We start from the raw sequence: 23,432 nt of genomic DNA, 5'->3' as shown, positions 1-23,432 counted from the left end.
GATGTCATCCATTCAAATCCAGAACGTTACCAAACGCTTTGGCGACTTCACCGCCGTTGACGATATCTCCATCGACATCGAGGAAGGCGAGTTCGTCGCGCTTCTGGGGCCATCGGGCTGCGGCAAGACGACGACGATGAACATGATCGCGGGGCTGGAGGACGTCACCGAAGGGGCAATCCGTTTCGACGGTCAGGACCTGAGCCGCATCCGCATCCAGGATCGCAACATCGGCTTCGTGTTCCAGAACTACGCGATCTTCACCCATCTGAGTGTCTACAAGAACCTGTCCTACGGGCTGGAAGTCAAGAAGGTCGACAGGTCCGAGATCGACCGGCGCGTCAGGGCCATGGCCGACCGGATGAGCATTACACACAGGCTCGATCAGCCCGCGTCCAGCCTGTCGGTGAACGAGATGCAGAAGCTCGCCATCGGGCGCTCGGCCATCGTCGAGCCCAGGATCTTCCTGCTGGACGAGCCGCTCTCCAATCTCGACGCGGGCTTCCGGGCCTATATGCGGGCCGAGCTGAAGGTTCTGCAGCACGAGTTCGGCCAGACGATGATCTATGTCACCCATGACCAGATCGAAGCGATGAGCCTTGCCGACAAGATCGCCATCATCGACCAGGGCAAGCTGATGCAATACGGCGCACCGCTGGACATCTACAACGATCCGCAGAACCGGTTTGTCGCCAATTTCGTGGGCAGCCCGCGCATGAACCTTGTTGACGGCGAGTTGCGGGAAGAGCGCGGGGAACTGCACCTGATGCTGCATGGCGGGGCCGAGATTCCGCTTGCCGGGAAGGTACGGGCGGATTTCACCAGCGATGCCAGGGTTCACAGCGGATCTTTCGGGATCCGCCCGCAGGACATCTATTTCGGTGACCGGCGTGGCCCGACCGACATCACGATGCACGGCAAGGTCGAGGTTCTGGAACGGGTGGGGCCAAAGCGGCTCGCCTACTTGCAGGTGCAGGAAACCATGTTCCTGGCATTCGACGATCACGCACAACTGGAGGTGGGCGATGACGTTCCGTTCTTCCTGCCCTCCGATGCAAGCATGGCCTTTGACCTTGACTCGGGCCGACGGCTGGGAGGCCGCTGAACCATGACGGCGATTGAACTTACGAACGCAGTGAAGTCCTATCCGGAGTTCACGCTCGGACCGATCAACATGTCCGTGGAACAGGGCGAGTTTTTCGGCATTTTCGGGCCGCCATCGACCGGCAAAACCTCGATCCTCAAGCTGATCCTGGGCTTGCTGCAACCGGATGAAGGGCAAGTTGTGCTCTCGGGTCGCGATGGGGCCGGGATGGATGTCGCCGAGCGCGGCATTTCCATGGTGTTCCAGAACCTCGCGCTTTTTCCGCATATGACGGGGCGTGAAAACATCATCTTCCCGCTCAGGGAACGCGGCGCATCGGAGCGCGAGATTGCGGAACGGCTGGATTTCGTGTCCGAGGTTCTGCATGTCAGTCACATCCTGCACAAGAACCCCGCTCAGATGTCGGGCGGCGAACGCCAGCGGATCGCCCTTGGCCGGGCCTTTGCTGCGGATAGCCGCGCGATGCTTCTGGACGAGCCGATTGCCGCGCTCGATGCCCGACTGCGCGAAGAGATGCGGGTGGAGCTGAAGCGGCTGCAACGCGAAAACAACCAGACATTCGTCTATGTCAGTCATGACGAGGAGGAGGTCATGGCGATCTCGGATCGGGTGGCGGTCGTCATCGACGGAAAGATCGCTCAAATCGGCACACCTGACGAGGTCTACAGCCGGCCCGACTCGCTTGCCGTCGCCAAGGTCATCGGGTCACCGCCGATGAACCTTTTCCAAGGGTACTTCGATGAACACGGTGCGCACTTCAAAGCCGATATCCTGCCTGAAAGCGTTGCAATCAGTGGCGCGCCCCCAAAGGGCAGAGAAGGTACGCTCGGCGTCAGGCCAGAGGACATCTGGCTTGGCGAGAGCGACGGAAACCCAAGCTTCGAGGTGACGGTTTCATCAGTCGAACCGCTCGGCAGCTATACCATCATCAACGCGATGCTGGGCGAGCAGATCCTGAAGATCCGCACACCGGGTCAGGTGATCCTGAGAGAAGGCAGCGCTCAGCGTGTCAGCCTGGATTCCCGGCATCTGCACCTGTTCGATCAAACGGGCCAGAGGATCTAGCAATCGCGGCAGGGTACCTGAACGACAAGGAAATGGGGGGAGCAGAAGAGGTTGCTCTTGCATCCGTCGCGGTCACGGCATGGCTCGACACTACGGGACATGGCTTTCAGCTTACCCCGGCACGGACGAAAAGATGTTCGGCGGCGATCGGAAAGGTCGTGGCAGAGGAAATTGTGTTGAGCTGATTTGCCCTGTCATGACCGACCGTCCCAATGATTTGCAGGATTCCCCATGCCACAGCAGACCACCGCCAGAAAGTCGGGGCAAACAGCAATCCTCCTGCAAGAGCTGTCGAAGGCTGTCCTCCCCGTACAGCCGGATTGACCGGACAGCGATCCGCTGCGCAATGCCCTGCGCCCAAATTCGATTCGGATTCGGCGCAAATTTACCTGGTCGCTTTCAGTGTCGGAAACAGTTGTTTTTTACTGTTTCGAGGCCAGAAACCCATTTGGCCGCAGACATATACCAAAGCATTAAAAAACTCGCCAAACGATATTAAAATTTTCAAACGATCCAAATCTTATACACAAGTACACTTCTATGGGTCGCACCGCCATGCAATCTTAATTGCGTTGGGGGAATTAACTACCACTTAGGGGGTAATACAATGAACAAACTTGCTACTTTCATGACGTCCGAAGACGGAGCAACCGCAATCGAATATGGCCTGATCGGGTCTTTGATTGCCGTTGCCATCGTCGGCATCCTGGGCACTGTGGGAACGGATCTGACCACCGCTTTCACAGCAATCAGCACCGCTCTGCAATAATCTTGCGGACCGCCTTTCGGGCTTTCGTGAAACTAAAAAATGCGAGGCCACCCATTTTTTGGCGTGGCCTCGCAATCCGATTGGGGCATCCGGATAAAACGGTATCTGTTCATTTCCAAAAAGGCCCGTAATAATGTTCGGCAAGAAGAATTCCAACGCGTCAACTGCCGGTTTCGGAATGCCCAGTGGGGTATTTCAGGAAACTTCACCGTCAGCCAGTGGGTTTGAGATCCTCGATTCAAGTTCGGAAGACGATGCAAGCCTCGAACAGGAAGACGCCTATCGCGATCTGCGCCGGCTGGTGTTTTCCCGGCTGATCGAAGAACTCGATGCCGCACGGCTGCTGCGCGGGGGGATCATGCAGGGGCGCGCATTGATTGCCGCCGCGCTGGACGAGATCATCATCAGCGACAAACTGAAGGTATCCGCCGCAGAGGAAGAGCGGCTGCTGAACGAAATCAGCGATGACATGCTCGGCTTCGGGCCGCTGGAACGGTTTCTGACCCAGGGCAACATCTCCGAGATCATGGTGAACGGCACCGAGCCGATCTATGTCGAGATCGACGGCGTGCTGCGCAAGACCGATGTCCGGTTCCGGGACACCAACCAGTTGCTGAATGTCTGTCAGAGCATGGTCAGCCTGGTGGGCCGCCGCGTCGATGAGGCCAGCCCGATCTGTGACGCCCGCCTGAAGGATGGATCGCGCGTGAACGTGATCATTCCACCCGTCAGCATCAACGGGCCGTCCCTGACCATCCGGCTGTTTCGGCAGGATGTTCTGACGGTCGATCAGATGGTCAATCGCGGCGTCATTTCCGCGGGCGGGGCCGAATTGCTGCGCATCCTCGCCCGGTGCCGCTGCAACATCCTGATCATTGGCGGAACGGGATCGGGCAAGACCACGATGCTGAATGCCCTGACCGGCTATATCGAGGAACACGAGCGCATCGTCACCTGCGAGGATACCGCCGAGCTGCGCTTGCAACAGCCGCATGTGGTGCGTCTGGAAACCCGTCCGCCGAATGTCGAGGGCAAGGGGCAGATCCCAATGCGGGATCTGGTCAGGAACTGCCTGCGCATGCGGCCCGACCGCATCATCGTGGGCGAGGTCCGGGGGCCGGAAGCATTCGACCTGCTTCAGGCCATGAATACCGGGCATGACGGCTCGATGAGCACATTGCACGCAAACTCCCCCGAAGATGCCATGTCCAGAATGACCGCGCTTGTGACCATGGGGTTCAGCTCGCTTGGGCCCGAAATCATACAGGAGATGTTCCAGCGGTCGATTGACGTCATCATTCATGTGGAGCGCCATCGCGACGGCAGCCGGCGCATCACCCATGTGACCGAAGTGCTCGATGAAGGGCCACAGGAACAGCGCCTGCGCAATCTGATCGTGTTCAGGACCGATGGCGAACAGGTCGGGGACAAGATCGTCGGTCAGCATCGGGCACTTGCGTATCCGGTCGGGGAAATCCTCAGGCGCAGCGAACAATATGGCGAAACCCGAAACCTGATGCGCGCTCTCGCGCGGGACGGGCTGCAAGTGCAAGAGGACCTGGCCCATGCCGGTTGAACAGGGTCTGACCGGCATTATCGCGGCGCTGCGGCCCGATCTGGCCTATATCGCCGGGGTGATCGCGATCTGTGCCCTGGCCCTTTTCATCCTGAATGAACGGATCAACCCCGCGCGGACATATCGGCGGCGGCTTGACGCACTCGGTGTCCAGCCAGCCGGGGCCGCCGTCGGCAAAGCCACACAGATGTCGGACGCCGCCGGTCGCCCGCGCGGACCGCAAACCAGATATCGCGATCGGATGTTGCGGATGTCTGCGCTGAAGGATCCGGACTTTCGGCGATATCTAGGCCTTGGCATCATCGTCTTTCCCCTTGTCACCCTCACGATGCTGTTCGTAGGCGGCTCGTGGATTGCCGCGTCGATGATCGGGGGGGCGTTTGCACTGGGCGGCGCGTGGCTCTATCGCGGGCAGCTTCGGTCCCGGCGCCGGGCGCTCATTGCCGCCGAATTTCCCGCCGCGATCGACACCATGGTGCGCAGTCTGCGCTCGGGCCTGACCTTGACGGACACATTTCGCCTGATTGCGGAGGAAGCCTCGCCCGCCATAGCCGCCGAGTTTCGCCGCATCGAGGTGGAACGGGAAATCGGCCTCTCGGTTCCGGAAGTCATGACCCGGTTCGCAGAGCGGATGCCCTTGCAGGAAATCAAGTATTTCGTGACCATCGTGAACCTTCAAAGCGTGACCGGATCGTCCCTGGCAGACACGCTGAACACGCTGAGCGACACGTTGCGCCAACGCCGGATACTGAAAGACAAGATCATCAGCATGACGGCGGATGCACGCTCTTCGGCGCTGATCATCGGTGCCCTGCCCTTCATCGTCATCGCGGCGCTGCTGTTCCTGAACCCCGACTACCTGAGCGTGTTCTACACCACCGTGTCGGGCAAGCTGATCATCTCGGGGGCTGCCATCTACATGTGCCTTGGGTTCTTCATCATGAAGGAAATGGTGAAATTCGATGCCTGATTATGCAACCCTGCAAGAGCTGTTCTTCTCTGATCTGGTTCTGATCGTCCTCGTGCTCGTGACCTATGTCTCGGCCATTCTGATCATTTTCTGGCCCGCCCTGTTTGCGAATACGCTTCATGCGCGCATGAAGGACCTTGCGGGGACGCTGCCCTTGACTGATCGGAACGGAACAGGGCCCGCGGCGGCATCGGAGTCCCGCCAGACGACTCCGCCCCTGAAAGCCCGCCTGAACAGACGGCTGGCCCGGTATGCGGCCAGTTCGTTCGCGAGTCTGAAAAAGGACCTTCACAATGCGGGGCTCCGATCCCCGCGTGCCGCGTCGATCTTCGTTGTCGCCAAGGTGACGACACCGTTCGTGGCCATGCTGCTGGCATGGGGCTTTCTGAATGCAACGATCATGGCACAGCGCCCGCCCGTGGCCATCATCCTGGCAAGCCTGCTGTGCGGGGTGGCCGCGATCTGGGCCCCCGATCTGGCCTTGAAGAACCTCAGGATTCGGTACCAGGACAAGATCCGGCGCGACTGGCCCGATGCGCTTGACCTGATTTATCTTTGTGTCGATGCCGGTCTTGGGCTGGAGGCCGCGCTATCGAAGGTCGCGCGGGACATTTCCACCAGCGCGCCGGAACTGGCGCAGGAATTCACCTTGACGGTGGCCGAGCTGGCCTTTCTTCAGAACCGCCGCGATGCGCTTGAAAACATGGGGCGCCGGATCAACATTCCCGCCGTGCGCGAGGCCACGCGCGCCATCTCTCAGGCGCAGTTCTACGGGATGCCGCTGAGTTCCACCCTGCGCAACCTGTCCGAAGAAAGCCGTCGGCTGCGCATTGCAGCCGCCGAAAAGAAGGCAGCCACCCTGCCCTCACGGCTGCGGGTGCCGCTGATCCTGTTTCTGATTCCTGTCCTGTTCATCGTGATCCTGGCGCCCGCGGCGATCGACATCCTCGATCTTCAATAGGCTCTGCTCATTCCACCAGGAAAATCACGCTGTTGGATCCGCCCGATCCCGGACCGCCCCCGGTGCCAGCGTAAAGGCTGGGATCGAAGGCCGAGTCCTCGCACAGGACATCAATGCGCGAATTCCCCTGCATCTGGAACCTCTGCGCCGCGAACAGGAAGCAGCCGTCAATGGACCGCCCACCCCCGATTTCGATCTCCGCCTCGGGCAGCAGGATAATCCCCGTCCATTCGCCGGCCTCGAACGTGTATTCCTCGTCATCGCCGTCATTCAGCATCACGACATCCTGAAAGATGGATCCTTCGAAACCGGTCAATCCCCGCAAGCTGGCATCGGTACCTCTGTGAAAATCGAGCGCGCCGCCGTCGACAAGGTAGAACATGACACCCGCCTCACCATTGAGAACCGTGTTGTTCCGGGTGCGCAGATCTGCATCATCGACGATGTAGATCCCCGGCATCAGGGTAATCTCATCACTCAGGGTCACGTCACGGTCAAACCGCATCATGGGAATCCCGCTAGGATGCCCGACGTCTTCCGGCGTCAGCACCCCGCCCCGAATTGTCCGGTCGCCACGATAGCTGGGAACTTCGTCGACAAAGTCGCGCAGGCTGTCCTCTTCGCGCTCGACGATCTGCTGTAGACGCTCGGGAAGATCGCCATTCAGCGGTGCATCCGTCACGATGGACCCGCAGCCAAGGTCGGAAACGCGCTCGGCGTCCCGGTCGTCCACCTCATCGGCCCTGACCGAAAGGCAGGCGGCGCTGATTTCGGCGCTGCCGGAGATATCCAGCCCGTCATCATCGCGGGAATGCACTTCGATCGCGCAATCGGGCATGTCGATCACCGACCCGCCGTCCAGTTCCAAGGTGCTGTCATCCCGACTGTCGAGCACCAGCAGGCATGCGGCGGCAGCGTCTCCGACAACGATATCCGCAACGGCCCGTGCCCGGATCGTGACATCGCTGTCGGAAAAGAGCCGGGTGAAATAGCGCGGGTACTGAACCGAAATCTCGACCGCGACCCCGGTTTGGCTGATGAATTCGACATCGACGACGGCGGTATCTCGGGACAAGCCGCTGCCGAAGGCGACCTGCTCGGCCCGGTCGGCCGCATCCTCTTCATCATCCATCAGCGACAGGTTTACCGCAGCGGAAAACGCGGCCATGTCGGCGGCGTTCTGCGTTTGCCGCTCCAGCATCAGCCATGTCGACACCTCCACCCCGAAGGCAATGCCACCGATCAGGAAGGGCATCACAAGGGCGAACATCGTGGTCATCGACCCGCGTTCATCCTGCACGAACCGCGATTGCCGGAACACCATATTGCCGGCTTTGGGGCGGGGAGTTTCGGGACAGGTGGGTTCGCCGCACTGGATCATCGCAGAATCCGCGTGGCGGTCAGGGTGATCGTTTCATCCAGGATCATCGGCACACGCAATTGGTGCGGGTAGCTCAGGACAAGTGTTGTTTCCCCGCTATTGCTGACCAGCCGCCGGTCCAGCGCGGCGCGATCCATGAAGATGGCGACGGCATTCAGCGCCTCGTCCATGGCCGCGTCCATGAATGCCGTGTCGATGGCCGCGCTGTCCAGCCGGATCGCCGCCGCCCGCGCGATTTCATCGGCAAGGTAGTCGAGCGTGGTCTTGTTGTAGAACGCCCTGCCGATCTCGAAAATCCCGAAGAAAAGCGGAATGGCAAGCAGGGCGACCAGCGCAAACTCCACTGACACCGCAGCCCTCTCGGACCGGCTGAACGCCTGAACCGCGATCAGCGGTTTGCGGGGGCCGCGCGCCCTGACGCAGGGATCATCAATCATCGTCCGCGCTCCATGACAGAGGCACCTCAAGTTCCAGCGCCACCTCGATATCCATCCCGAGACGATCCCCGAGCACGATGCTTCGGAAAGGAAGACCCGCCGCGAATACGAACACGGCAGAAGGCTCGCGCCCCCGTCCGCAGGAGTCCCGCCGGTCGACCGATCTTGTCCCGCAACGCCAGTCGATCACCGGCTCGTTGACTGAAAGCTCCGACATTCTGCCCGTGGCGAGCGTGTCTTCCGCCGTCTCAAGGGCGCGTTCGACTTCTGACAGGCTGCCTCCGGCCATGGCGGTTTGCGCCCCCACCCGCAGGATATGCTGCATCACCATGCGCTGATTGACCGCGAGGGCCAGGTCCGCCGCCGAAAGCAGCATCAGGATCAGCAGCGGTGCAATCAGTGCAAACTCGACAGCACCGGCGCCCCGTTCCGACCTCCAGAATCCGCCTGTCCGCGCTACCACCATTTCCATAGCCTGGACGCCACTTTATCCCAGATGCTGCGATCGTCGCCGATGTTCAGCTCGCCGTTTACCGCCTTTGCGATCTTGAGAAGGCTGCGGGAAATCTGGGCACCTTCATCGCATTCGAAGACAGACCGCCCAACAGCCTGGGACTTTCGAACCAGCTTGTGGTTGTAGGGCACGTCCACCACCGTGTTCAGGCGCAGGAAGTCCTGAAACTCGGAGGTCTTGATATGTTTCTCCCTGCCGCCGCGCAGCTTGTTGATCACAAGCGTGGGCGCCTCCTTGTCGGGCCTTGCCGCGCGGACCGCGTGCACCAGATGCCCCGCATCGCGAAAGCCGCGCAGTGTGGGTTCGGCGGTGATGACCACGGTATCGACCCGCTGAATGATGGTCCGCATCCTGCGGGACCAGATCGGCGGAAGATCCAGCACCACGTGCTGGCGCAGCGCATTCGGAAGATTCAGGATGGCGCGGATGGCATTGATTGGCAGTTCGCTACGATTGTCCATGCGCGCATCCACCGTCAGCAAACGCAGCCGGTCATGCATCACGGTGGAAATCCGCTCGATCAGAATATCGTCCAGCTTGCTTCCCCGCCTGAGGATATCGGTCAGGGAGTAGGTGCTTTTCGCGTTGAAATTCAGGCCGACGGTCCCGAATTGCGGATCGAGATCCACCAGCAGCACATCCGTGGACATGGCGCGCGACATGGTGGCCGCGACGTTCTGCGCGATCATGGACGACCCCGCCCCGCGAGATCCGATGAACGCGGTTATCTTCCCGAGCCGGACATCGGACCAGTCCGCGTAGATTTCCTTGATCGTTTCGATGACCTGCCTGGCTCTGAGCGGTGACACCAGCAGATCGCTGACACCGATCTTCACAACGCTCCGATAGAAATCCGCCGAATAGGTGGACCGCGCGCCAAGAAGAATGACCCGCGTTCCCGCTTCGCAATGGACGCTGAGCGTTTCGAGCTTGCGCAGCAAGACCGCCGGATCATCGCCGCTTTCGACGATCAGAAGATCGGGAGATTTCTCTTCCTTGAAGGCATGGATCGCGGTGTCGAGATCGCCGGTGCGGATCTTCCATCTTGTCCGGTTGAGCGAAATGTCACCCTTGGCGCGGTTGAGTTCCCGGATCGCCTGTTCGGACCTTGCAAAGGCCCCGATCCGAAGCGCGGGCAGAAGCGTGTTTTCGCCGGGCGTGGCCGACCTGATCGTTTCCGGAAATTCCGATGGATTGAGCTGTTTGTTCATCGCATTTCGAAGCTGACGACGCCCCCCCGGTTGACGCGAATGATCGGGCTGTTCACTGGCGCCGGTCCCGCGATTTCATCGGCAGACCTCAGTGCAAGCCGCAACCGCCCGTCCTCTTCTGCGGCCGATACACGGCCGATCTGGTCGGGCGACAGTTCCAGCGTCGCGTTTCTTTCATTCGGCGGGTCGTCCTCCGAAAGCTCTTCCCGCTGGCCGAACTCGGTCATGTCGTCCAGCGCAAGAACCCGGACATTGGCGGCAATGATCATGCTTGCCGCGGTCTCGGAGTCCGGCGGGTAGAACGTGTAGACCACATCGACCCGATCTCCGGGCATGATCAGCCCCCCGGCCATGGCCTCCTGGTCGATCAGAACGGAAAAGGCCCGCATCCCCGGCAGCAACCTGCCAGACAGGCTGCGTTCGGACATGTCGCGCAGATCCTGCAACAGGATCGGGTCGCCCGCGGCGATGTCGCGCGCGGCGATCCGGCCGATCAATTCATCAACCGACACGGATGCATCGCCATCGAGGATAAAATCGGGCGACACGGACTCAATGGGCATGCGCGCCCATCCGAGATCGGACGCGGACAGTTGATACCCCGTTTGAATGGCCCGCGATGCGACTACAACACTCGCTCTCGCCCGTTCCACTTCGGGTTCCGCGCGCGCAATTTGCAGGTTCTGGTTTGCAGCAATTCCCTCTGCCACGGCGTCATTGTCCAATGCATGGCGCAATGCGGCGCTGCCGCTGGTCAAAAAGATGATGAGGAGAAAAGCTCGTATCATTTCTTTCTCTTTCGGCATTCGCGCTTGGATCTTGCGACTGTCTTTATCTTCAGAAAAACCCTGATGGTTGAATGCAGCTTGTAGTCTGGGCAGGCATTGTGGCGTCCGCGCTGAAAATGCGCTATGTCGTTCTCTGAAAATATCTCTGCCGCCACGATTGTCGCAATGGCTGCATTTGGAACGGAACCATACCTTAATTATTTCTCGCAACTCTTTCGTATACAAAGGTCCTTCATGCACTTGGCATTCAATTGAGAAATGATCGCAATGCTTCCGCTTCTTCAATAATGCATCATTATAGCTTTCATCATTTCGATATCGGAAACAATAAACCCCGGTTCACGGCCATATCTTCATTGACGCCGATAAAGGAACAGACTGTTCCAATCCACACGCAAAGACTGCCCGCCTGACGCGTTGAGCCCTTCTGCCGTCATCAAGGCTTGCGCTTGACAGCACGCCTTCAAACCGGTCTTCCATAGCCGAAACGGTTTCTCGCCGCGCCTGCCCGTTGTCGCGCGACGCACCAAGGCGACCGTCACTCGCGCCATGACAGGACAGACGACATGATCCAGGACACCCCCGCCCTTCTCGACGCAATCCGCGCGCGCTTTGCCCATGTGGACAGCTGTCCCTTTCAGGGCCCGCGCATCTTTTTCGAGAATGCAGGCGGCGCGCTGACCCTCAACACGGTGGTTCAGACTTCGGCCAAGTTCGCCGCCCTGCCCGACAATCCCGGCCGCATCAACCCCGCCGGTCAAGGTTTGCAGGCGATCATCGACAAGGCCAAGGCCGATCTCGCGGTGTTCATGAACGCGCCGGGGGGACAGTTCTTTGCCGGTGAAAGCGGCACCGAGCTACTGTTCCGCCTGATCCGCACGGCTTGCGTGAATGCGCCGATAGGGGCCAAGGTCATCGGGTCGTCCATAGAACATCCCGCCAGCCGCAGCGCCGCGCGCCGTTGGGCCGGGATTGCCGGGTTGGACTATGTAAACGTGCCCCATGACAACACAACGGGCCGCACCACGCCCGAGGACTATGCCGCCCGGATGACGCCCGATGTCGCCGTTGCCACGATCCTGCACGGCTCCCCGGTCACTGGGATGGCGATGGATGTGGCGGGGATCTCGGCTGCGATCCGCGCCGTATCGCCCGATTGCCTGATCATCGTCGATGGCATTCAGCACGCCGCCCATGGTCAGCTCGACCTGGGGGCCTATGATGTCGATGGCTACGCGATCTCGCCCTACAAGGTGTTTTCCCGCCACGGCTATGGCATCGCCTGGATTTCGGACCGGTTCGGCAAGGTGCCCCATGACATGCTGATCGACGCCCCCGCCACGGGATGGGAATTCGGCACCCGCGATGCGGGCAGCTATGCCACCATGTCGGATGTCATCGACTATTTCGACTGGTTGGGCGGCGAGGTGTCGGACGCCACAGACCGGCGCGACCGGATCGAAGCGGCGGGCCGCGCCATTCACGACTACGAAACCCATCTGACCAACGCAATGATCAACGGCACCGGCAACCTGCCCGGACTGCGGGATATGGACCACATCACGATCCTTGCAGGCGCAGACAACCCGGCGCGCGAGGGGCTGGTGTCGATCGTGGTCGCGGGCCGTGCGTCCGAGGATGTGGTCGAAGCACTCAACCAGCAGGGCATCCGCACCCATACGCGCAAGGCCGATCACTACAGCGGTAATGTGCTGACCCCTCTGGGCCTGACCGACTGCATCCGCGTGTCCCTGTGCCACTACAATACCGAGGGCGAGGTCGCACAGCTTCTGGCCGCGCTGAAGGACATGGCGCCCGAGAGCTGAGGGTTAGCGTTTCAGCAGATTGTCTACCAATCCGCCCAGATGCGCAAAGTCATCAAAGGCGGCTGCATGGGGCAGCCTGTTCACCGGCGTCTTACGATAGCCTTCGGTAAACAGCAGGAAGGACACGCCGAGCCGCTCGGCGGTTTCGGCATCGACCTCGCTGTCGCCCACATAGATCATCGGCCCTTGCCCAAGCGCCTCGAATGCAGCCTCCAACGGGGCGGGGTCGGGTTTCTTGACGATCAGGCTGTCGCCGCCAATGACAGTGTCGAACCAACCATCCAGGTCCAGATGTGCCAGAACCGCAAGCGCGGGCTTGATCGGCTTGTTGGTGCAGATCCCCAACCGGTGCCCTGCCGCCTGCAGACCTGACAGCGCCGCTGCCACGCCGGGATAGGGATGGGTGCGCCCCACGGCCCGGTCATAGCGCGCGACAAAGGCGTCATGCATCCGCCCTTGCGCAGCGTCCGGAAGACCGCGCGCACCGCGCATCCGCGCCACGAAGACCGCCGCGCCGTTGCCAACGAAACGGCGGGTTTCCTCCAGCGTGATCGGCGCGCAGCCCTCCAAGGCCAGCACCTCATTGGCAATGGCGTGAATATCGGGCGCGCTGTCGATAAGCGTGCCGTCGAGATCGAAGACAATGCGGGCCGAAACGGAAGGCGTGGTCATGCCCCCGCATCTCAGACGGCGCGGGCGGGGTCAATGGGCGTCAGCCGTCCTGCACGAAGCGATAGGCCCCGTCCATGCGCTCTGCCCGGCCTATGCCACCGCCGGGCAGGTGGAAGCCCACAACCGTCAGGTCATCGGCCACGATCCGGTCCAGCAGCGTCAGCCGTGTCTCGGCCGCCATGGTCTGGTCCTGATCCGATCCCGACAGCAGCCCCGGTGCCTCGAACCCCACGTGATGGTTGCCGATCGCATCGCCCAGGATCATTGCATTGCCCACGGCAAAGGACATGTGCCCCGGCGTATGTCCGGGTGTCAGCACGGCGGTGACACCGGGCAAGACCTCGTTGCCGTCATCGAAGCTTTCGACCATGTCCCCCAGCATCTCCAACCGCCGCGCTGCACCGATGGCAAAGGCCTGGCGTGCCGCGCCGATGCTGTTCATCGTCTCGGGATCGCGCCAATAGGCCAGTTCGCCTGCACCCATGTAATGGCGGGCATTGTAGAACATCGCCTCGTCGAAATCATCCAGCGCGCCCCAGAGATGATCGGGATGGGCATGGGTGAACACCACATCCGTGACATCCGCGGGATCGACCCCAAGCGCGAAAAGCGCGTCCGGCAGTTCCCCCACCGACGGCTGAAAGGCCAATCCGGACCCTGCATCGAACAGGACCACCCGCCCCTGCCCGCGCAGCAAGGTCACGTTGCAGGGCGGCGTCAGCGGCTCGCCCGGCGCAATCCCGTTACGCGCAAGGATCGGTGCAACCTCATCGGCCGGCATCGGCCCAAGAATGAAATCCGCCGGCAGCATCAGGTTGCCGTCGCTCAGCGTGTCGAGCTGCCAATCCCCGATCTGCATGGACGCATGCAACCAACGCGGCATCGCCATCGCCGCCCCAAGGCCCGCCGCCCCCGCCATCAGCATCCGCCGCGTGATCCCGCTCATTGATCGTTCTCCTGTTCCATCTGGGCCGTAACCCTTTCATCTTGGCAAAAATACCTCAGGGGGTGCGGGGGAGAATCCCCCGCGGATCGACGCGCGCCGCGCGGCGATGCTCCGCTATCCGATCACGCCACGACCCGTGCCAGCGCGCACTGACTCCAAAGATCGTGCAGCGCATCCGCCAGCCGGTCGACCTCCGCATCCGAATGCAGCGGCGAGGGGGTGAAGCGCAGCCGCTCCTCACCCTTGGCCACGGTCGGATAGTTGATCGGCTGCACGTAGATCCCGTAGCGGTCCAGCAGGATATCGGACAGCCATTTGCACTTGACCGGGTCCTTGACCATGACCGGCACGATATGGCTCGGGTTGGGCTGGTGCGGGATGCCCATGGCATCCAGTCGCGCCCTGAGCCGCGCCACCTGCCGTTGCTGCGCCGCCCGCAACCGAACGCCCTCAAATCCCTTCAGCACCTTGATCGATTCCGTCGCCGCCGCGGCAATCGCGGGCGGCAGGGCGGTGGTGAAGATGAAGCCGCTGGCAAAGCTGCGGATGAAATCGACCAGCGGGGCCGACCCGGTGACATAGCCGCCCACCACGCCGAAGGCCTTGCCAAGCGTGCCCTCGATCAGCGTCACCCGGTCCATCAGACCTTCGCGCTCGGCAATGCCGCCCCCGCGAGGGCCGTAGAGGCCAACTGCGTGAACCTCGTCGAGATAGGTCATCGCGCCATGCCGCTCGGCCACATCGAGGATCTCCGCGATCGGCGCGATGTCGCCATCCATGGAATAGACGCTTTCGAAGGCCACGATCTTGGGCGCGTCGGGATCGAGCGCCGACAACCGACGGTCCAGATCTTCTACATCATTGTGCCGCCAGATCTGTTTGGCGCAGCGGGCGTGCCGGATGCCTTCGATCATCGAGGCATGGTTCAGGCTGTCCGACATGATCGTGCAGCCCGGCAGCCGCGAACCGAGCGTCCCCAGGGAAGCCCAGTTCGACACGTAGCCGGAGGTGAACAGAAGCGCCGCCTCCTTGCCATGCAGGTCGGCCAGTTCGCGCTCCAGCATCACATGGGCGTGGGTGGTGCCCGAGATATTGCGCGTCCCCCCTGCCCCTGCGCCGCAGGCGTCAACGGTCTCGTGCATGGCTTTCAACACGCGGGGGTGCTGGCCCATGCCCAGATAGTCATTGCCGCACCACACGGTGACCTCATCGGCCCCCGCGCCGTGGTTCTTCGCAAGTGGAAAATCCCCACAGCGGCGTTCCAGTTCCGCGAAGATGCGGTAATTCCCGTCGTCCTTCAGGGCGTCAAGCTGCGCCCTGAAGATGCTGTCGTAACGGTCAGATGTCATTGACCGGCTGCCTCGCGCGCCAGTTCATCCAGCAGCGCCATCACCGGGGCCATCGACTCCTCTGGCATCACCCGATAGCCGATCATCACCTCGCCTTCCATGCTGGCAATGAAGATGCCATAGGGGCAATTGGCGATGTTCATTGGGTCGGCCTCCATCACCTGGCGCGACACGACGGCCGAGCAGAACAGGTAGATATCCGCCTCGTCGAACAGCACCACGTCGCTGCCGGTGTCTTCGCGGGTGCGTTCCAGCATCTCGCCCACATGGCTCGTGTAGTCGATCACCAGACCCCGGCCCACGATGGCGCTTTCCACGCCAAAGGCCGCATCCTCGAAACTGCCGTCGAAAGGATAGGTCACGGCCTGCTGCGCCAATGCGCCGGTCGCGGTGGCCGCTACCAGGGCGGCGGCTAGTGCAAACTGTTTCATCGTCTGATCCTTTCGTGGTTCATGAAGTGGCCCCGCAGCACCCTGCCGCGAGGCCGAATGGTTCCATCAGCCGAACATGTCGGAGGTGATGGAGTCATACCAGCCAAGCGACTCGCGGTAGGTTTCCGCCCGCACTTCATCGCTTTCGCCAAGCTGGCTGACGAAGGTATCCACCGCCTCGATCCGGTCTTCGCCCGCCTGGTAGGTCGCCCCCACCTTGATGCCGTCATCGGTGGTGATCAGCGACCAGCAGGTGTTCGAGAAACGCGCCGGGAACAGGCGGCTGTCGGTCAGCGCGTGGCGCACCGCCATGGCGGCCACCTTGGCCTGGCTGTTGGCGGCAAAGCCCGATTTGGGCATCGCGCCCTGACGGGCGGAGTCGCCCAGAACATGGATGTTTTCATCCATCACCGACTGCATGGTGGCGGGCATCACCGTGGCCCAATCGCTTTCGGTCAGGGCTGCGTCCTGAAGGATGCTGCCTGCCTGCATCGCCGGGATGACGTTGCAGACATCGACCGCCTCGACCTGCCCGTCGACGACCACTTCCATGCTGTCGGGGCGCACCTCTACATTGCCGCCACCGAAATCGGGGCCGATCCGTTCGATCATCCCCGGATAGTGGCGGGCCCACCCGTCTTCGAACAGCGCCTGTTTCGAGAAGCTTTCCTTCGGGTCGAGGATCAGGATCCGCGCCGTCGGGTTGTTTTGGCTGAGGTAATGCGCAACCATCGAGACCCGCTCATAGGGCCCCGGCGGGCAACGATAGGGGTTGGGCGGCGCGACCATGGCGAAGGTGCCGCCTTCACGCATGTTTTCCAGCTGCGCGCGCAGCAGTTCGGTCTGCGATCCGGCCTTGTAGGCGTGGGGCATCGCGTTCTGCGCGGCGGTGGACCAGCCGGGCACCGCACCCTCCTTGAAGTCGATGCCGGGGCTGACGATCAGCCGGTCATAAGGAACCGAGCCACCGCCCGCCAGCGCCACGGTCCGCGCATCGCGGTCGATGCCGGTGGCCCAGTCATGGACGACATTGATGCCGTAATCGGCTGCCAGCGTGCCATAGGAGTGGCCGAGCGATTCAATGGTGCGGAAGCCACCCAGATAGAGGTTCGAGAAGAAGCAGGTGTAGTAGTGGCGTGTTGGCTCGATCAGGGTGACATCGATCATGCCGTCGCTGTCATTTGCGATGTAGCGCGCGGCGGTCGCCCCGCCTGCCCCGCCACCGATCACGACCGCACGCGGTCGCGCCTGGCCAAGTACGACCGGGGCCGCGAGTGTTCCGGCCAATGCGGCCGTGGTTCCGAGGAATGTACGTCTGTTGATCATGGTACCGGAGCCTCCCTACTCCACTTTTGTCTGCCCGCTCCTCCAAGCGGGCATTGGCCCTACTCCTCCAATTCGGCGAAATAGGCCGCCAACGAGGCGATTTCCTCGTCGGTCAATCTGGCGGTCACCGTGGTCATCACCTGATGTTCCCGGTGGCCGTCGCGATAATCGTGCAAGGCGAGGATGAAGGCTTCGGGCTCCAGCCCGGTGATCACCGGAATGCCTTCGTCGCTGCCACTGGCACTGTGACAGGCCACGCATTCGGACGACAGGTATTCGCCGTATTCCACGTCGCCTTCGATCGTAAAGATTTCGGGCGACAGGCGCCCCAGTTCCGAAGAATGCACCACGGGCGCGTCGCCGGTCAGGTAGGCGATCACATCCATTCGGTCCTGAAGGTCCGGCAGGCCCCGAAAGCTCATGCGGGATCCGGGGATGTATCCACGCGGGTCCTGCAGGAACCCGTCCAGCGTTTCCACGGTCCAGATCAGGCCACCTTCGCCTGCCTCGCGGATCGCCGGGGAATAGCGGACGCCGTCCAGCGTACCAGCGGTCCGGCCAAGCACCCCGTAGAGATTGGGGCCGGTGCGGGACGGGCCGTCCGGCTCTGCCACATGGCAGGAATTGCATTGTCGAAAGAGGACGGCACCGCGTTCGGCGTCACCCTCTTGCGCCAGGGCCACAGGGGCCCCGGCGAGGGCTGCGAGGATCGGAAGGAGGACCCTGCGCAACATCTGCTTATTCCACCGACCGGAGGTATTCGATGATGGCGTTACGATCCGCCTCATCCGCCACCCCGCGGAAGGCCATCCGCGTGCCGCGCATATAGGCGCGCGGGTTTTCGAGGAAGGCATGGAGTTCCTCCGGCGTCCAGACCAGCCCCTCTTCGGCAGCCGCCTGCATCGGGTTGGAATACCGGAAACCTTCGACAAGCCCGGCCGGTGCGCCAACGATCCCGGTCAGGATCGGACCGGTGCGGTTTTGCGCCCCGTCGCCCACCTGGTGACAGCTGGAACACTGCCGGAACAGGCCCTCGCCCGCCTCTGCCAGTTCCATGTCGATGGCATTCGGATCTTCTGCCGCTTCCTCGGTCGCGGCTTCTTCCACGGCCTCTGCGCCACCGCCTTCGCGGGCCTCACGGGCAGCCGCGTCATCGGGCGTCACGTCGAGGATGTTGGCACGCATTGTAATTTCCACGCTTTCCGCGCAGTCGGTCATGCAGACCTCTCGCGGGCCCCAAAGCGGGCTTTCCTCACGGTCATCCATGTAGAACCCGTCGGCATTCGGCATCACGATATCGCCGAAATTCTCGTTCGACAGGACGAAGTCATCCTCGAGCACGATGTCGTTCATGTAGAGCAGGAAGGCCGTGATCGCGTAGACCTCGTCATCACTCAGCGACTGCGCGTCGCCGAAGGGCATGGCGCGATGCACGTAGTCCCACACGGTCGACAGATACGGCCAGTAGGAGCCGATCGTTTTCAGCGGGTCGTCCGACGCAAGCGAGCCATGCCCGCCTGCCAGCGGCGGCCAGCGGCCCGCACCTTCGGCGAAATCGCCATGGCAGGACGCGCAAAGCTCCAGGAACACGTCTTCACCGTCCAGAACCGACCCGGAGCCAACCGGCAGGCCAAGCCCGTCGGGGCGAATGTCGATATCCCAGGCGGCGACCTCTTCGGGCAATGCCTCGCGGCCCAGGCCATAGGTCTGTGCGCTTGCGGCCGTCCCGAGGGCCGTCAGCGTGGCGGCGGTCAGGAGAAGCTTAAGCGATTTCGACATTTTCAACGCTCCCGTCGGCTGCCACGGCGTAGGTCTGGATGCCGTTATTGTGGTAGATGGAGTTCTCGCCCCGCACTTCGCGCAGTTCGTCCTTGGTGGGCTGCACATAGCCGGTGCTGTCATGGGCACGGCTCTGGATGATCATCGGCGAGCCGTCCCATTCGAAATCATAGTAGAAGCGATGCAGCGACTTGTCCCAGCTGGGGCCGTCCATGCGGGCCTCGTGCCAGTTGATGCCGCCATCCAGCGTCACATCCACGCGCGGGATGGTGCCGCGACCGGACCAGGCCAGACCGGTCAGCACCATCTGGCCGGGGCCATGGCTGATCGGCTTTTGCGGGCTGGGGCTGGTGATGACGGACTTGGCGTCCATTTCCCAGGTGAAGCGCCGCGCGCGGCCATCGGCAAAGAGATCGGTGTATTTCGAGGTCTCTTCCCGGTGGTGCCAGGGCTGATCGCCGACCTCCAGCCGCCGCAGCCATTTGACCCACATATTGCCTTCCCAACCGGGCACCACGAGGCGCACCGGATAGCCCTGTTCGGGGCGCAGCGCCTCGCCGTTCATCTTGAACGCGACCATGCAGTCGTCGAGCGCCTTTTCCATCGGGATCGAACGGGTCATGGCCGAGGCATCGGCGCCTTCGGCCAGCAACCATTCGCCCTCGGGCTGCACACCGGCCTCTTCCAGCAGGGTGCGCAGGCGAACGCCGGTATACATGACATTGTGGATCATGCCGTGAGTGTACTGGCAGCCATTGAGCTGCGCGCCGCGCCATTCCATGCCGGAATTTGCCGCGCATTCGAGGAAATAGGCGCGGTTTTCACGGGGGAAGCGCATGAGGTCTTCCAGCGTGAAGACCAGTTCGCGGTCCACAAGGCCGTTGATCATCAGCCGGTACTGGGCCGGGTCAATCTCGGCGATACCGCCATGATGGCGTTCAAAGCACAGCCCGTTCGGGGTGATGATCCCGTCCAGCTCGTGAATGGGCGTGAAATTGACCGAGGAGATCGGATCTGCGGTCAGCCATTCCACGTTGCGGCGCACCACATGCGCCTCATGCTCCGACGGATGGCCATAGGGCCGCGCATCGACGCCTTCGCCAAGGTAGCGCGCCCATGGCTGTACCTCGGTGATGGCCGGATCGGGCGCATCTGCCCGCGCTACGGTTCCCGTGATGGCGGCCGCCCCGGCCACGGCGGTTCCTGCAAGGAACCCCCGGCGGGTGGTGCCGTTCTTGTGGGGGCTGTCGGTCATGTCCGTCCTCCGCTCAGCTTCGTCTGTCATTGATGTCTTGCTCATTTCGTTGCTCAGCCTCCGGTCACGATCACGGACTGGTTGGGCGGTATGTCCACGGTGCCCATCCGGCGGATATAGGCCTCGGCCACCTCCCAGATCGGCGGGCCTTCGGTGCCTTCGTTGACGCTGGCCCACCCGGCGACCGTGTAGGTCGTGGCGGGGTCAATCAGCTCACCGGTGCGTAGCAGGGTCATGTCGCTGATGCGGCTGCCCTGAGGCTGGCTGATGTCGATGCGGTAGCCCATGCCACCCACGCGCACCATGTCGCCGCCCTGCTGATAATAGGGATCGGTGTTGAACAGGTTGTCGGCCACGTCCTCCATGATCACATGCAGGAATTCGCCCGTCATTTCCGTGCGGTAGCAGTTCGGGTAGCTCATCGCCGTGGCGCTGAAGAGGTCTTCCTTGGTGATGTCCTGCCCCGCGGGCACGCTGGTGCCCCACCGGAAGCCGGGCGACAGCGCGATATCGGCGTCGCGTTCTTCCAGCATGGCCTGGCACAGCAGATCGTCCCAGGTGCCGTTGAAATTGCCGCGCCGGTAGAGCGTATTGGCGGTCTGGCCCAGAACCTCGCCCAGTTCCGCCTCGTAGGGCGCGCGTTCTGCGTCGATCAGCGCGGCCATGTCGGCATCGGGGGTGATCACGTCCGAGAAGATCGGGATCAGGCGATAGCCATAGCCCTGAACCCCGCCGTCACGCACATCAAGGTCAAGGCGGCTGACGAATTTGCCGTGGCTGCCGGTGGCGATGACAAGCGTATTGCCGACGATCACCGGTTCGGGCAGCGCGTCATGGGTGTGGCCGGTCAGGATCACGTCGATGCCGGGCACCCGGCTGGCCAGTTTGCGGTCCACGTCAAAGCCGTTATGCGACAGCAGCACCACGACCTCGGCCCCTGCCCCGCGCACTTCCTCGACCATCTCGGCCACGCGCGCTTCGCGGATACCGAAGGACAGGTCGGGGAACATCCAGCCGGGGTTTGCGATCGGCATGTAGGGGAAGGCCTGCCCGATCACGGCGATATTGACGCCGTTCTGTTCGAACATGCGGTAAGGCTCATAGGCCGGTTCGTCCCACATGGAATCGAAGATGTTGGCGCCGAGGAACGGGAAGGTCAGCTCGTTCTCGACGATCTCGGTCACCCGGTCGATGCCCAGGGTAAATTCCCAATGCGAGGTCATGGCATCGACGCCAAGCGCGTTCATCGCGCGGACCATATCGCCACCGTTGGTGCGCAGCGCGGTCAGGCTGCCCTGCCATGTGTCGCCGCCGTCCAGCAGCAGCGCGCCGGGGCGTTCAGACCGGATATGATTGATCACCGTCGCGGCGCGGTCGAGCCCGCCAAGACGCCCATATTGCGCGGCCAGCGCCTCGAAATCGCCATAGGTCAGCGCATAGGCCTCGGGGCTGCCGGGCTGGATATTGTAGAGGTCGAGGAAATCCGCGCCGGTCACGTGTGGCGGCAGGCCATTCACCTCGCCCACTCCCAGATTGATCTGGGGTTCGCGGAAATAGATCGGTTTCAACTGCGCATGGATGTCGGTGATATGGATCAGCGTGACATTGCCCACGGCCTCCATGTTCAGCAGGTCATCCTGGGTCATCAGGCGCTGTTGGGCAGCCAGGCGGCCCCACCGTCCGGTGCCAGAGGCCCCCAGAATGGCAGAAGCTGCAACCGAAGCCTGGAGAAATTCGCGGCGGGAAATCATGCGTCAGTTCCGTTTTGCAAGCATGTGTCTATTGTTCCCCCCGACCAAAGGTCGGAGGGTCTTGTCGTGTTTTCAGGCCCTTAGCGGGTCTTCTTGATGTCAGTTGCGGACCGAGGGAGCCTCGACCGACAAACCGTTACCACGCGAAGAGACGTAGAGTTCCAACGCGGTCAGCTCATCCGAGCCACGCCCGAAGGTTTCCGCGCGCGTATCGGTGATGCAGCCCCGCAAACGGCGGTGAATGGACCCGACACCGGCCCATTTCAGGCGGTAGACGGGGAAGCCGTTCAACTGACCCTGAGACAGGTGGTCGGCCCGGAGCATGTTGCCATAGTTGTCTTCGTGGCAATTGGCGCAGGACAGGTTCAGCTGGCCAAAGCGGGTGTAGTAGAGATCCCGGCCCTGTTCCCAGTATTCCTGTGCTTCGCCGTCGATCTGCACATTCATCGGCAGGCCGCGCGACTGATACGAGATCATGGTCGTCATCGCCAGCATCGGGCCGCTTTCCCAGCCCCAGGCTTCCGCCTCCATGCGCTCTGTCCGGCAGTTGTTGACGTAGTCTTCCATCGCCCACAACTCGCCGTCCTCGTTCACATGCGGCATCTGGGTGCGAACCCCGGCCATGCTTTCTGCGTCGCCGTGGCAGGACGCGCAGGATTCCCCTGCCTCGCCATCCACCTGCGTCCACAGATCCAGCCCCTCATCCACATAGAGCATGCCCGGATTGTCAAAGTCATCCATCTGGACGGCCTGAGTCTCGTCCGAACGGAATACCCAACCCGAGATGATCTCGGGAACATATTCCATGTGCTCCGGCGCTTCGGTACGGGTGACGAACACCTGTCCGTCGATCACCAGCTCGGCGCTTTCGTCACCGAGAGCCGGGGCCACCATAACGGTCCCGGCCAGCAGTACGGCCATCGTGGCTCTGCGTGCGTTTCCTGGCATCTTGGTCCTCCCTGTTATTCTCGTTTCCTGGATGCCAGCGATCAGAAGCTCTGGTCGTTGGTGGATGTGTAGACATCCCCGTCATCGTCATACCAGGTGAAGGTAAACGTGCCGGGTTCGGGCACGGTGGCATCGAACTCGAAATAGGGGTTGGTCGAGATAGCCGGTTCCAGCGTGACGTCGATCACCATTTCACCGTTATATTCGGCGGTGAAGCGGTTGATGATCTGGCGTGGGATCAGGTTGCCATCGCCATCTCGGCGAAGGCCCGATTCCATCGGGTGGCTGATCAGGGTTTTGACTTCGACAACGGCACCGGCCTCGGTGGCACTGTCGACTCGAACGCGGGGGCGAACACCTTCCATGGGTCTT

At 62.0% G+C, this 23,432-nt stretch carries 23 protein-coding genes; 7 read left to right on the top strand and 16 right to left on the bottom strand.

All coding sequences use genetic code 11. The annotated features are described in order from the left end of the window. Position 1: 1 nt before the first annotated feature. The 6 genes from RBB16_RS14440 to RBB16_RS14415 all read left to right on the top strand — a co-directional run bounded on the left by RBB16_RS14440 (position 2) and on the right by RBB16_RS14415 (position 6,446). The gene (locus tag RBB16_RS14440; RefSeq protein ID WP_306046836.1) at positions 2-1,105 is read left to right on the top strand and encodes an ABC transporter ATP-binding protein; all 1,104 of its coding nucleotides are present in this window, start codon (positions 2-4) and stop codon (positions 1,103-1,105) included. A gap of 3 nt (positions 1,106-1,108) precedes the next feature. Further along, the gene (locus RBB16_RS14435) at positions 1,109-2,170 is read left to right on the top strand and encodes an ABC transporter ATP-binding protein (RefSeq protein WP_306046835.1); all 1,062 of its coding nucleotides are present in this window, start codon (positions 1,109-1,111) and stop codon (positions 2,168-2,170) included. 607 nt (positions 2,171-2,777) lie between these two features. Further along, positions 2,778-2,939 (top strand): Flp family type IVb pilin, encoded by a 162-nt coding sequence (locus RBB16_RS14430; protein WP_306046834.1) that lies wholly within the window; start codon positions 2,778-2,780, stop codon positions 2,937-2,939. A gap of 133 nt (positions 2,940-3,072) precedes the next feature. Then, the gene (locus RBB16_RS14425) at positions 3,073-4,515 is read left to right on the top strand and encodes a CpaF family protein (protein ID WP_306046833.1); all 1,443 of its coding nucleotides are present in this window, start codon (positions 3,073-3,075) and stop codon (positions 4,513-4,515) included. Beyond that, complete coding sequence (locus RBB16_RS14420) at positions 4,505-5,485, top strand: type II secretion system F family protein (protein WP_306046832.1); 981 nt, start codon at positions 4,505-4,507, stop codon at positions 5,483-5,485. The genes RBB16_RS14425 and RBB16_RS14420 overlap by 11 nt, the downstream gene beginning before the upstream one ends. After that, positions 5,478-6,446 carry a type II secretion system F family protein gene (locus tag RBB16_RS14415; protein WP_306046831.1) on the top strand — a complete coding sequence of 323 codons (969 nt, stop codon included), beginning with the start codon at positions 5,478-5,480 and terminating at the stop codon, positions 6,444-6,446. The genes RBB16_RS14420 and RBB16_RS14415 overlap by 8 nt, the downstream gene beginning before the upstream one ends. Before the next feature lie 7 nt (positions 6,447-6,453). On the opposite strand, the gene RBB16_RS14410 is transcribed toward RBB16_RS14415, so the two are convergent. Genes RBB16_RS14410 through cpaB form a run of 5 tightly spaced genes read right to left on the bottom strand, consistent with a single transcriptional unit; the run spans position 6,454 to position 10,777 of the window. Beyond that, complete coding sequence (locus RBB16_RS14410) at positions 6,454-7,827, bottom strand: pilus assembly protein TadG-related protein (protein ID WP_306046830.1); 1,374 nt, start codon at positions 7,825-7,827, stop codon at positions 6,454-6,456. Then, positions 7,824-8,264 carry a pilus assembly protein gene (locus tag RBB16_RS14405; RefSeq protein WP_306046829.1) on the bottom strand — a complete coding sequence of 147 codons (441 nt, stop codon included), beginning with the start codon at positions 8,262-8,264 and terminating at the stop codon, positions 7,824-7,826. The genes RBB16_RS14410 and RBB16_RS14405 overlap by 4 nt, the downstream gene beginning before the upstream one ends. Next, positions 8,257-8,730, bottom strand: a complete 474-nt coding sequence (locus RBB16_RS14400) for a pilus assembly protein (RefSeq protein WP_306046828.1) — start codon at positions 8,728-8,730, stop codon at positions 8,257-8,259. Before RBB16_RS14400 ends, RBB16_RS14405 begins: the two co-directional genes overlap by 8 nt. Beyond that, complete coding sequence (locus RBB16_RS14395) at positions 8,721-9,989, bottom strand: AAA family ATPase (protein ID WP_306046827.1); 1,269 nt, start codon at positions 9,987-9,989, stop codon at positions 8,721-8,723. Before RBB16_RS14395 ends, RBB16_RS14400 begins: the two co-directional genes overlap by 10 nt. Beyond that, the gene (gene cpaB, locus RBB16_RS14390; RefSeq protein ID WP_306046843.1) at positions 9,986-10,777 is read right to left on the bottom strand and encodes a Flp pilus assembly protein CpaB; all 792 of its coding nucleotides are present in this window, start codon (positions 10,775-10,777) and stop codon (positions 9,986-9,988) included. Before cpaB ends, RBB16_RS14395 begins: the two co-directional genes overlap by 4 nt. Positions 10,778-11,343: 566 nt before the next feature. Between cpaB and RBB16_RS14385 the strand changes: the two genes are divergently transcribed. Beyond that, positions 11,344-12,603 carry an aminotransferase class V-fold PLP-dependent enzyme gene (locus RBB16_RS14385; RefSeq protein ID WP_306046826.1) on the top strand — a complete coding sequence of 420 codons (1,260 nt, stop codon included), beginning with the start codon at positions 11,344-11,346 and terminating at the stop codon, positions 12,601-12,603. Between the two features lie 3 nt (positions 12,604-12,606). Here the strand turns inward: RBB16_RS14385 and gph are convergent, their stop codons facing one another. The 11 genes from gph to soxZ all read right to left on the bottom strand — a co-directional run bounded on the left by gph (position 12,607) and on the right by soxZ (position 23,425). Next, a complete protein-coding gene (gph, locus tag RBB16_RS14380) occupies positions 12,607-13,275 on the bottom strand; it encodes a phosphoglycolate phosphatase (RefSeq protein WP_306046825.1) in 669 nt (222 codons plus the stop codon). Positions 13,276-13,315: 40 nt separating this feature from the next. Next, positions 13,316-14,221 carry an MBL fold metallo-hydrolase gene (locus RBB16_RS14375; protein ID WP_306046824.1) on the bottom strand — a complete coding sequence of 302 codons (906 nt, stop codon included), beginning with the start codon at positions 14,219-14,221 and terminating at the stop codon, positions 13,316-13,318. A 122-nt stretch (positions 14,222-14,343) separates the two neighbouring features. Next, a complete protein-coding gene (hemA, locus tag RBB16_RS14370) occupies positions 14,344-15,570 on the bottom strand; it encodes a 5-aminolevulinate synthase (RefSeq protein WP_306046823.1) in 1,227 nt (408 codons plus the stop codon). Beyond that, positions 15,567-16,001 carry a DUF302 domain-containing protein gene (locus RBB16_RS14365; RefSeq protein WP_306046822.1) on the bottom strand — a complete coding sequence of 145 codons (435 nt, stop codon included), beginning with the start codon at positions 15,999-16,001 and terminating at the stop codon, positions 15,567-15,569. Before RBB16_RS14365 ends, hemA begins: the two co-directional genes overlap by 4 nt. Before the next feature lie 66 nt (positions 16,002-16,067). Further along, entirely contained in the window at positions 16,068-17,327 is a 1,260-nt protein-coding gene (locus RBB16_RS14360; protein ID WP_306046821.1) for an NAD(P)/FAD-dependent oxidoreductase, read from the bottom strand. A 59-nt stretch (positions 17,328-17,386) separates the two neighbouring features. Then, a complete protein-coding gene (locus tag RBB16_RS14355; RefSeq protein WP_306046820.1) occupies positions 17,387-18,061 on the bottom strand; it encodes a c-type cytochrome in 675 nt (224 codons plus the stop codon). Between the two features lie 4 nt (positions 18,062-18,065). Further along, on the bottom strand, positions 18,066-19,106 hold the full coding sequence (locus tag RBB16_RS14350) for a c-type cytochrome (RefSeq protein ID WP_306046819.1): 1,041 nt from the start codon (positions 19,104-19,106) through the stop codon (positions 18,066-18,068). Beyond that, a complete protein-coding gene (gene soxC, locus RBB16_RS14345) occupies positions 19,090-20,361 on the bottom strand; it encodes a sulfite dehydrogenase (protein WP_306046818.1) in 1,272 nt (423 codons plus the stop codon). Before soxC ends, RBB16_RS14350 begins: the two co-directional genes overlap by 17 nt. A 53-nt stretch (positions 20,362-20,414) precedes the next feature. Beyond that, the gene (gene soxB, locus RBB16_RS14340; protein ID WP_306046817.1) at positions 20,415-22,112 is read right to left on the bottom strand and encodes a thiosulfohydrolase SoxB; all 1,698 of its coding nucleotides are present in this window, start codon (positions 22,110-22,112) and stop codon (positions 20,415-20,417) included. Positions 22,113-22,211: 99 nt separating this feature from the next. Then, entirely contained in the window at positions 22,212-23,060 is an 849-nt protein-coding gene (gene soxA / locus RBB16_RS14335) for a sulfur oxidation c-type cytochrome SoxA (protein ID WP_071689719.1), read from the bottom strand. A 41-nt stretch (positions 23,061-23,101) separates the two neighbouring features. Then, positions 23,102-23,425, bottom strand: coding sequence for a thiosulfate oxidation carrier complex protein SoxZ (soxZ, locus tag RBB16_RS14330; RefSeq protein WP_071689718.1), 324 nt, complete (start codon positions 23,423-23,425; stop codon positions 23,102-23,104). Positions 23,426-23,432 lie beyond the last annotated feature (7 nt).

The organism is Nioella sp. MMSF_3534 (genome assembly GCF_030732985.1).
Classification (GTDB): domain Bacteria; phylum Pseudomonadota; class Alphaproteobacteria; order Rhodobacterales; family Rhodobacteraceae; genus Nioella.
Note: the sequence above shows the minus strand (reverse complement) of the source record. Positions and strands in the feature narration are given on the sequence as shown.

Coding starts and splice junctions, on each gene's coding strand:
- RBB16_RS14400 (WP_306046828.1), bottom strand. CDS start 8,730: ATGGTGGTAGCGCGGACAGGCGGATTCTGGAGGTCGGAACGGGGCGCC.
- RBB16_RS14360 (WP_306046821.1), bottom strand. CDS start 17,327: ATGATCAACAGACGTACATTCCTCGGAACCACGGCCGCATTGGCCGGA.
- RBB16_RS14410 (WP_306046830.1), bottom strand. CDS start 7,827: ATGATCCAGTGCGGCGAACCCACCTGTCCCGAAACTCCCCGCCCCAAA.
- soxA (WP_071689719.1), bottom strand. CDS start 23,060: ATGCCAGGAAACGCACGCAGAGCCACGATGGCCGTACTGCTGGCCGGG.
- soxZ (WP_071689718.1), bottom strand. CDS start 23,425: ATGGAAGGTGTTCGCCCCCGCGTTCGAGTCGACAGTGCCACCGAGGCC.
- RBB16_RS14405 (WP_306046829.1), bottom strand. CDS start 8,264: ATGATTGATGATCCCTGCGTCAGGGCGCGCGGCCCCCGCAAACCGCTG.
- RBB16_RS14375 (WP_306046824.1), bottom strand. CDS start 14,221: ATGAGCGGGATCACGCGGCGGATGCTGATGGCGGGGGCGGCGGGCCTT.
- soxC (WP_306046818.1), bottom strand. CDS start 20,361: ATGACCGACAGCCCCCACAAGAACGGCACCACCCGCCGGGGGTTCCTT.
- RBB16_RS14425 (WP_306046833.1), top strand. CDS start 3,073: ATGTTCGGCAAGAAGAATTCCAACGCGTCAACTGCCGGTTTCGGAATG.
- RBB16_RS14355 (WP_306046820.1), bottom strand. CDS start 18,061: ATGTTGCGCAGGGTCCTCCTTCCGATCCTCGCAGCCCTCGCCGGGGCC.
- RBB16_RS14440 (WP_306046836.1), top strand. CDS start 2: ATGTCATCCATTCAAATCCAGAACGTTACCAAACGCTTTGGCGACTTC.
- cpaB (WP_306046843.1), bottom strand. CDS start 10,777: ATGATACGAGCTTTTCTCCTCATCATCTTTTTGACCAGCGGCAGCGCC.
- gph (WP_306046825.1), bottom strand. CDS start 13,275: ATGACCACGCCTTCCGTTTCGGCCCGCATTGTCTTCGATCTCGACGGC.
- RBB16_RS14385 (WP_306046826.1), top strand. CDS start 11,344: ATGATCCAGGACACCCCCGCCCTTCTCGACGCAATCCGCGCGCGCTTT.
- RBB16_RS14350 (WP_306046819.1), bottom strand. CDS start 19,106: ATGTCGAAATCGCTTAAGCTTCTCCTGACCGCCGCCACGCTGACGGCC.
- RBB16_RS14365 (WP_306046822.1), bottom strand. CDS start 16,001: ATGAAACAGTTTGCACTAGCCGCCGCCCTGGTAGCGGCCACCGCGACC.
- hemA (WP_306046823.1), bottom strand. CDS start 15,570: ATGACATCTGACCGTTACGACAGCATCTTCAGGGCGCAGCTTGACGCC.
- RBB16_RS14420 (WP_306046832.1), top strand. CDS start 4,505: ATGCCGGTTGAACAGGGTCTGACCGGCATTATCGCGGCGCTGCGGCCC.
- RBB16_RS14435 (WP_306046835.1), top strand. CDS start 1,109: ATGACGGCGATTGAACTTACGAACGCAGTGAAGTCCTATCCGGAGTTC.
- RBB16_RS14395 (WP_306046827.1), bottom strand. CDS start 9,989: ATGAACAAACAGCTCAATCCATCGGAATTTCCGGAAACGATCAGGTCG.
- soxB (WP_306046817.1), bottom strand. CDS start 22,112: ATGATTTCCCGCCGCGAATTTCTCCAGGCTTCGGTTGCAGCTTCTGCC.
- RBB16_RS14430 (WP_306046834.1), top strand. CDS start 2,778: ATGAACAAACTTGCTACTTTCATGACGTCCGAAGACGGAGCAACCGCA.
- RBB16_RS14415 (WP_306046831.1), top strand. CDS start 5,478: ATGCCTGATTATGCAACCCTGCAAGAGCTGTTCTTCTCTGATCTGGTT.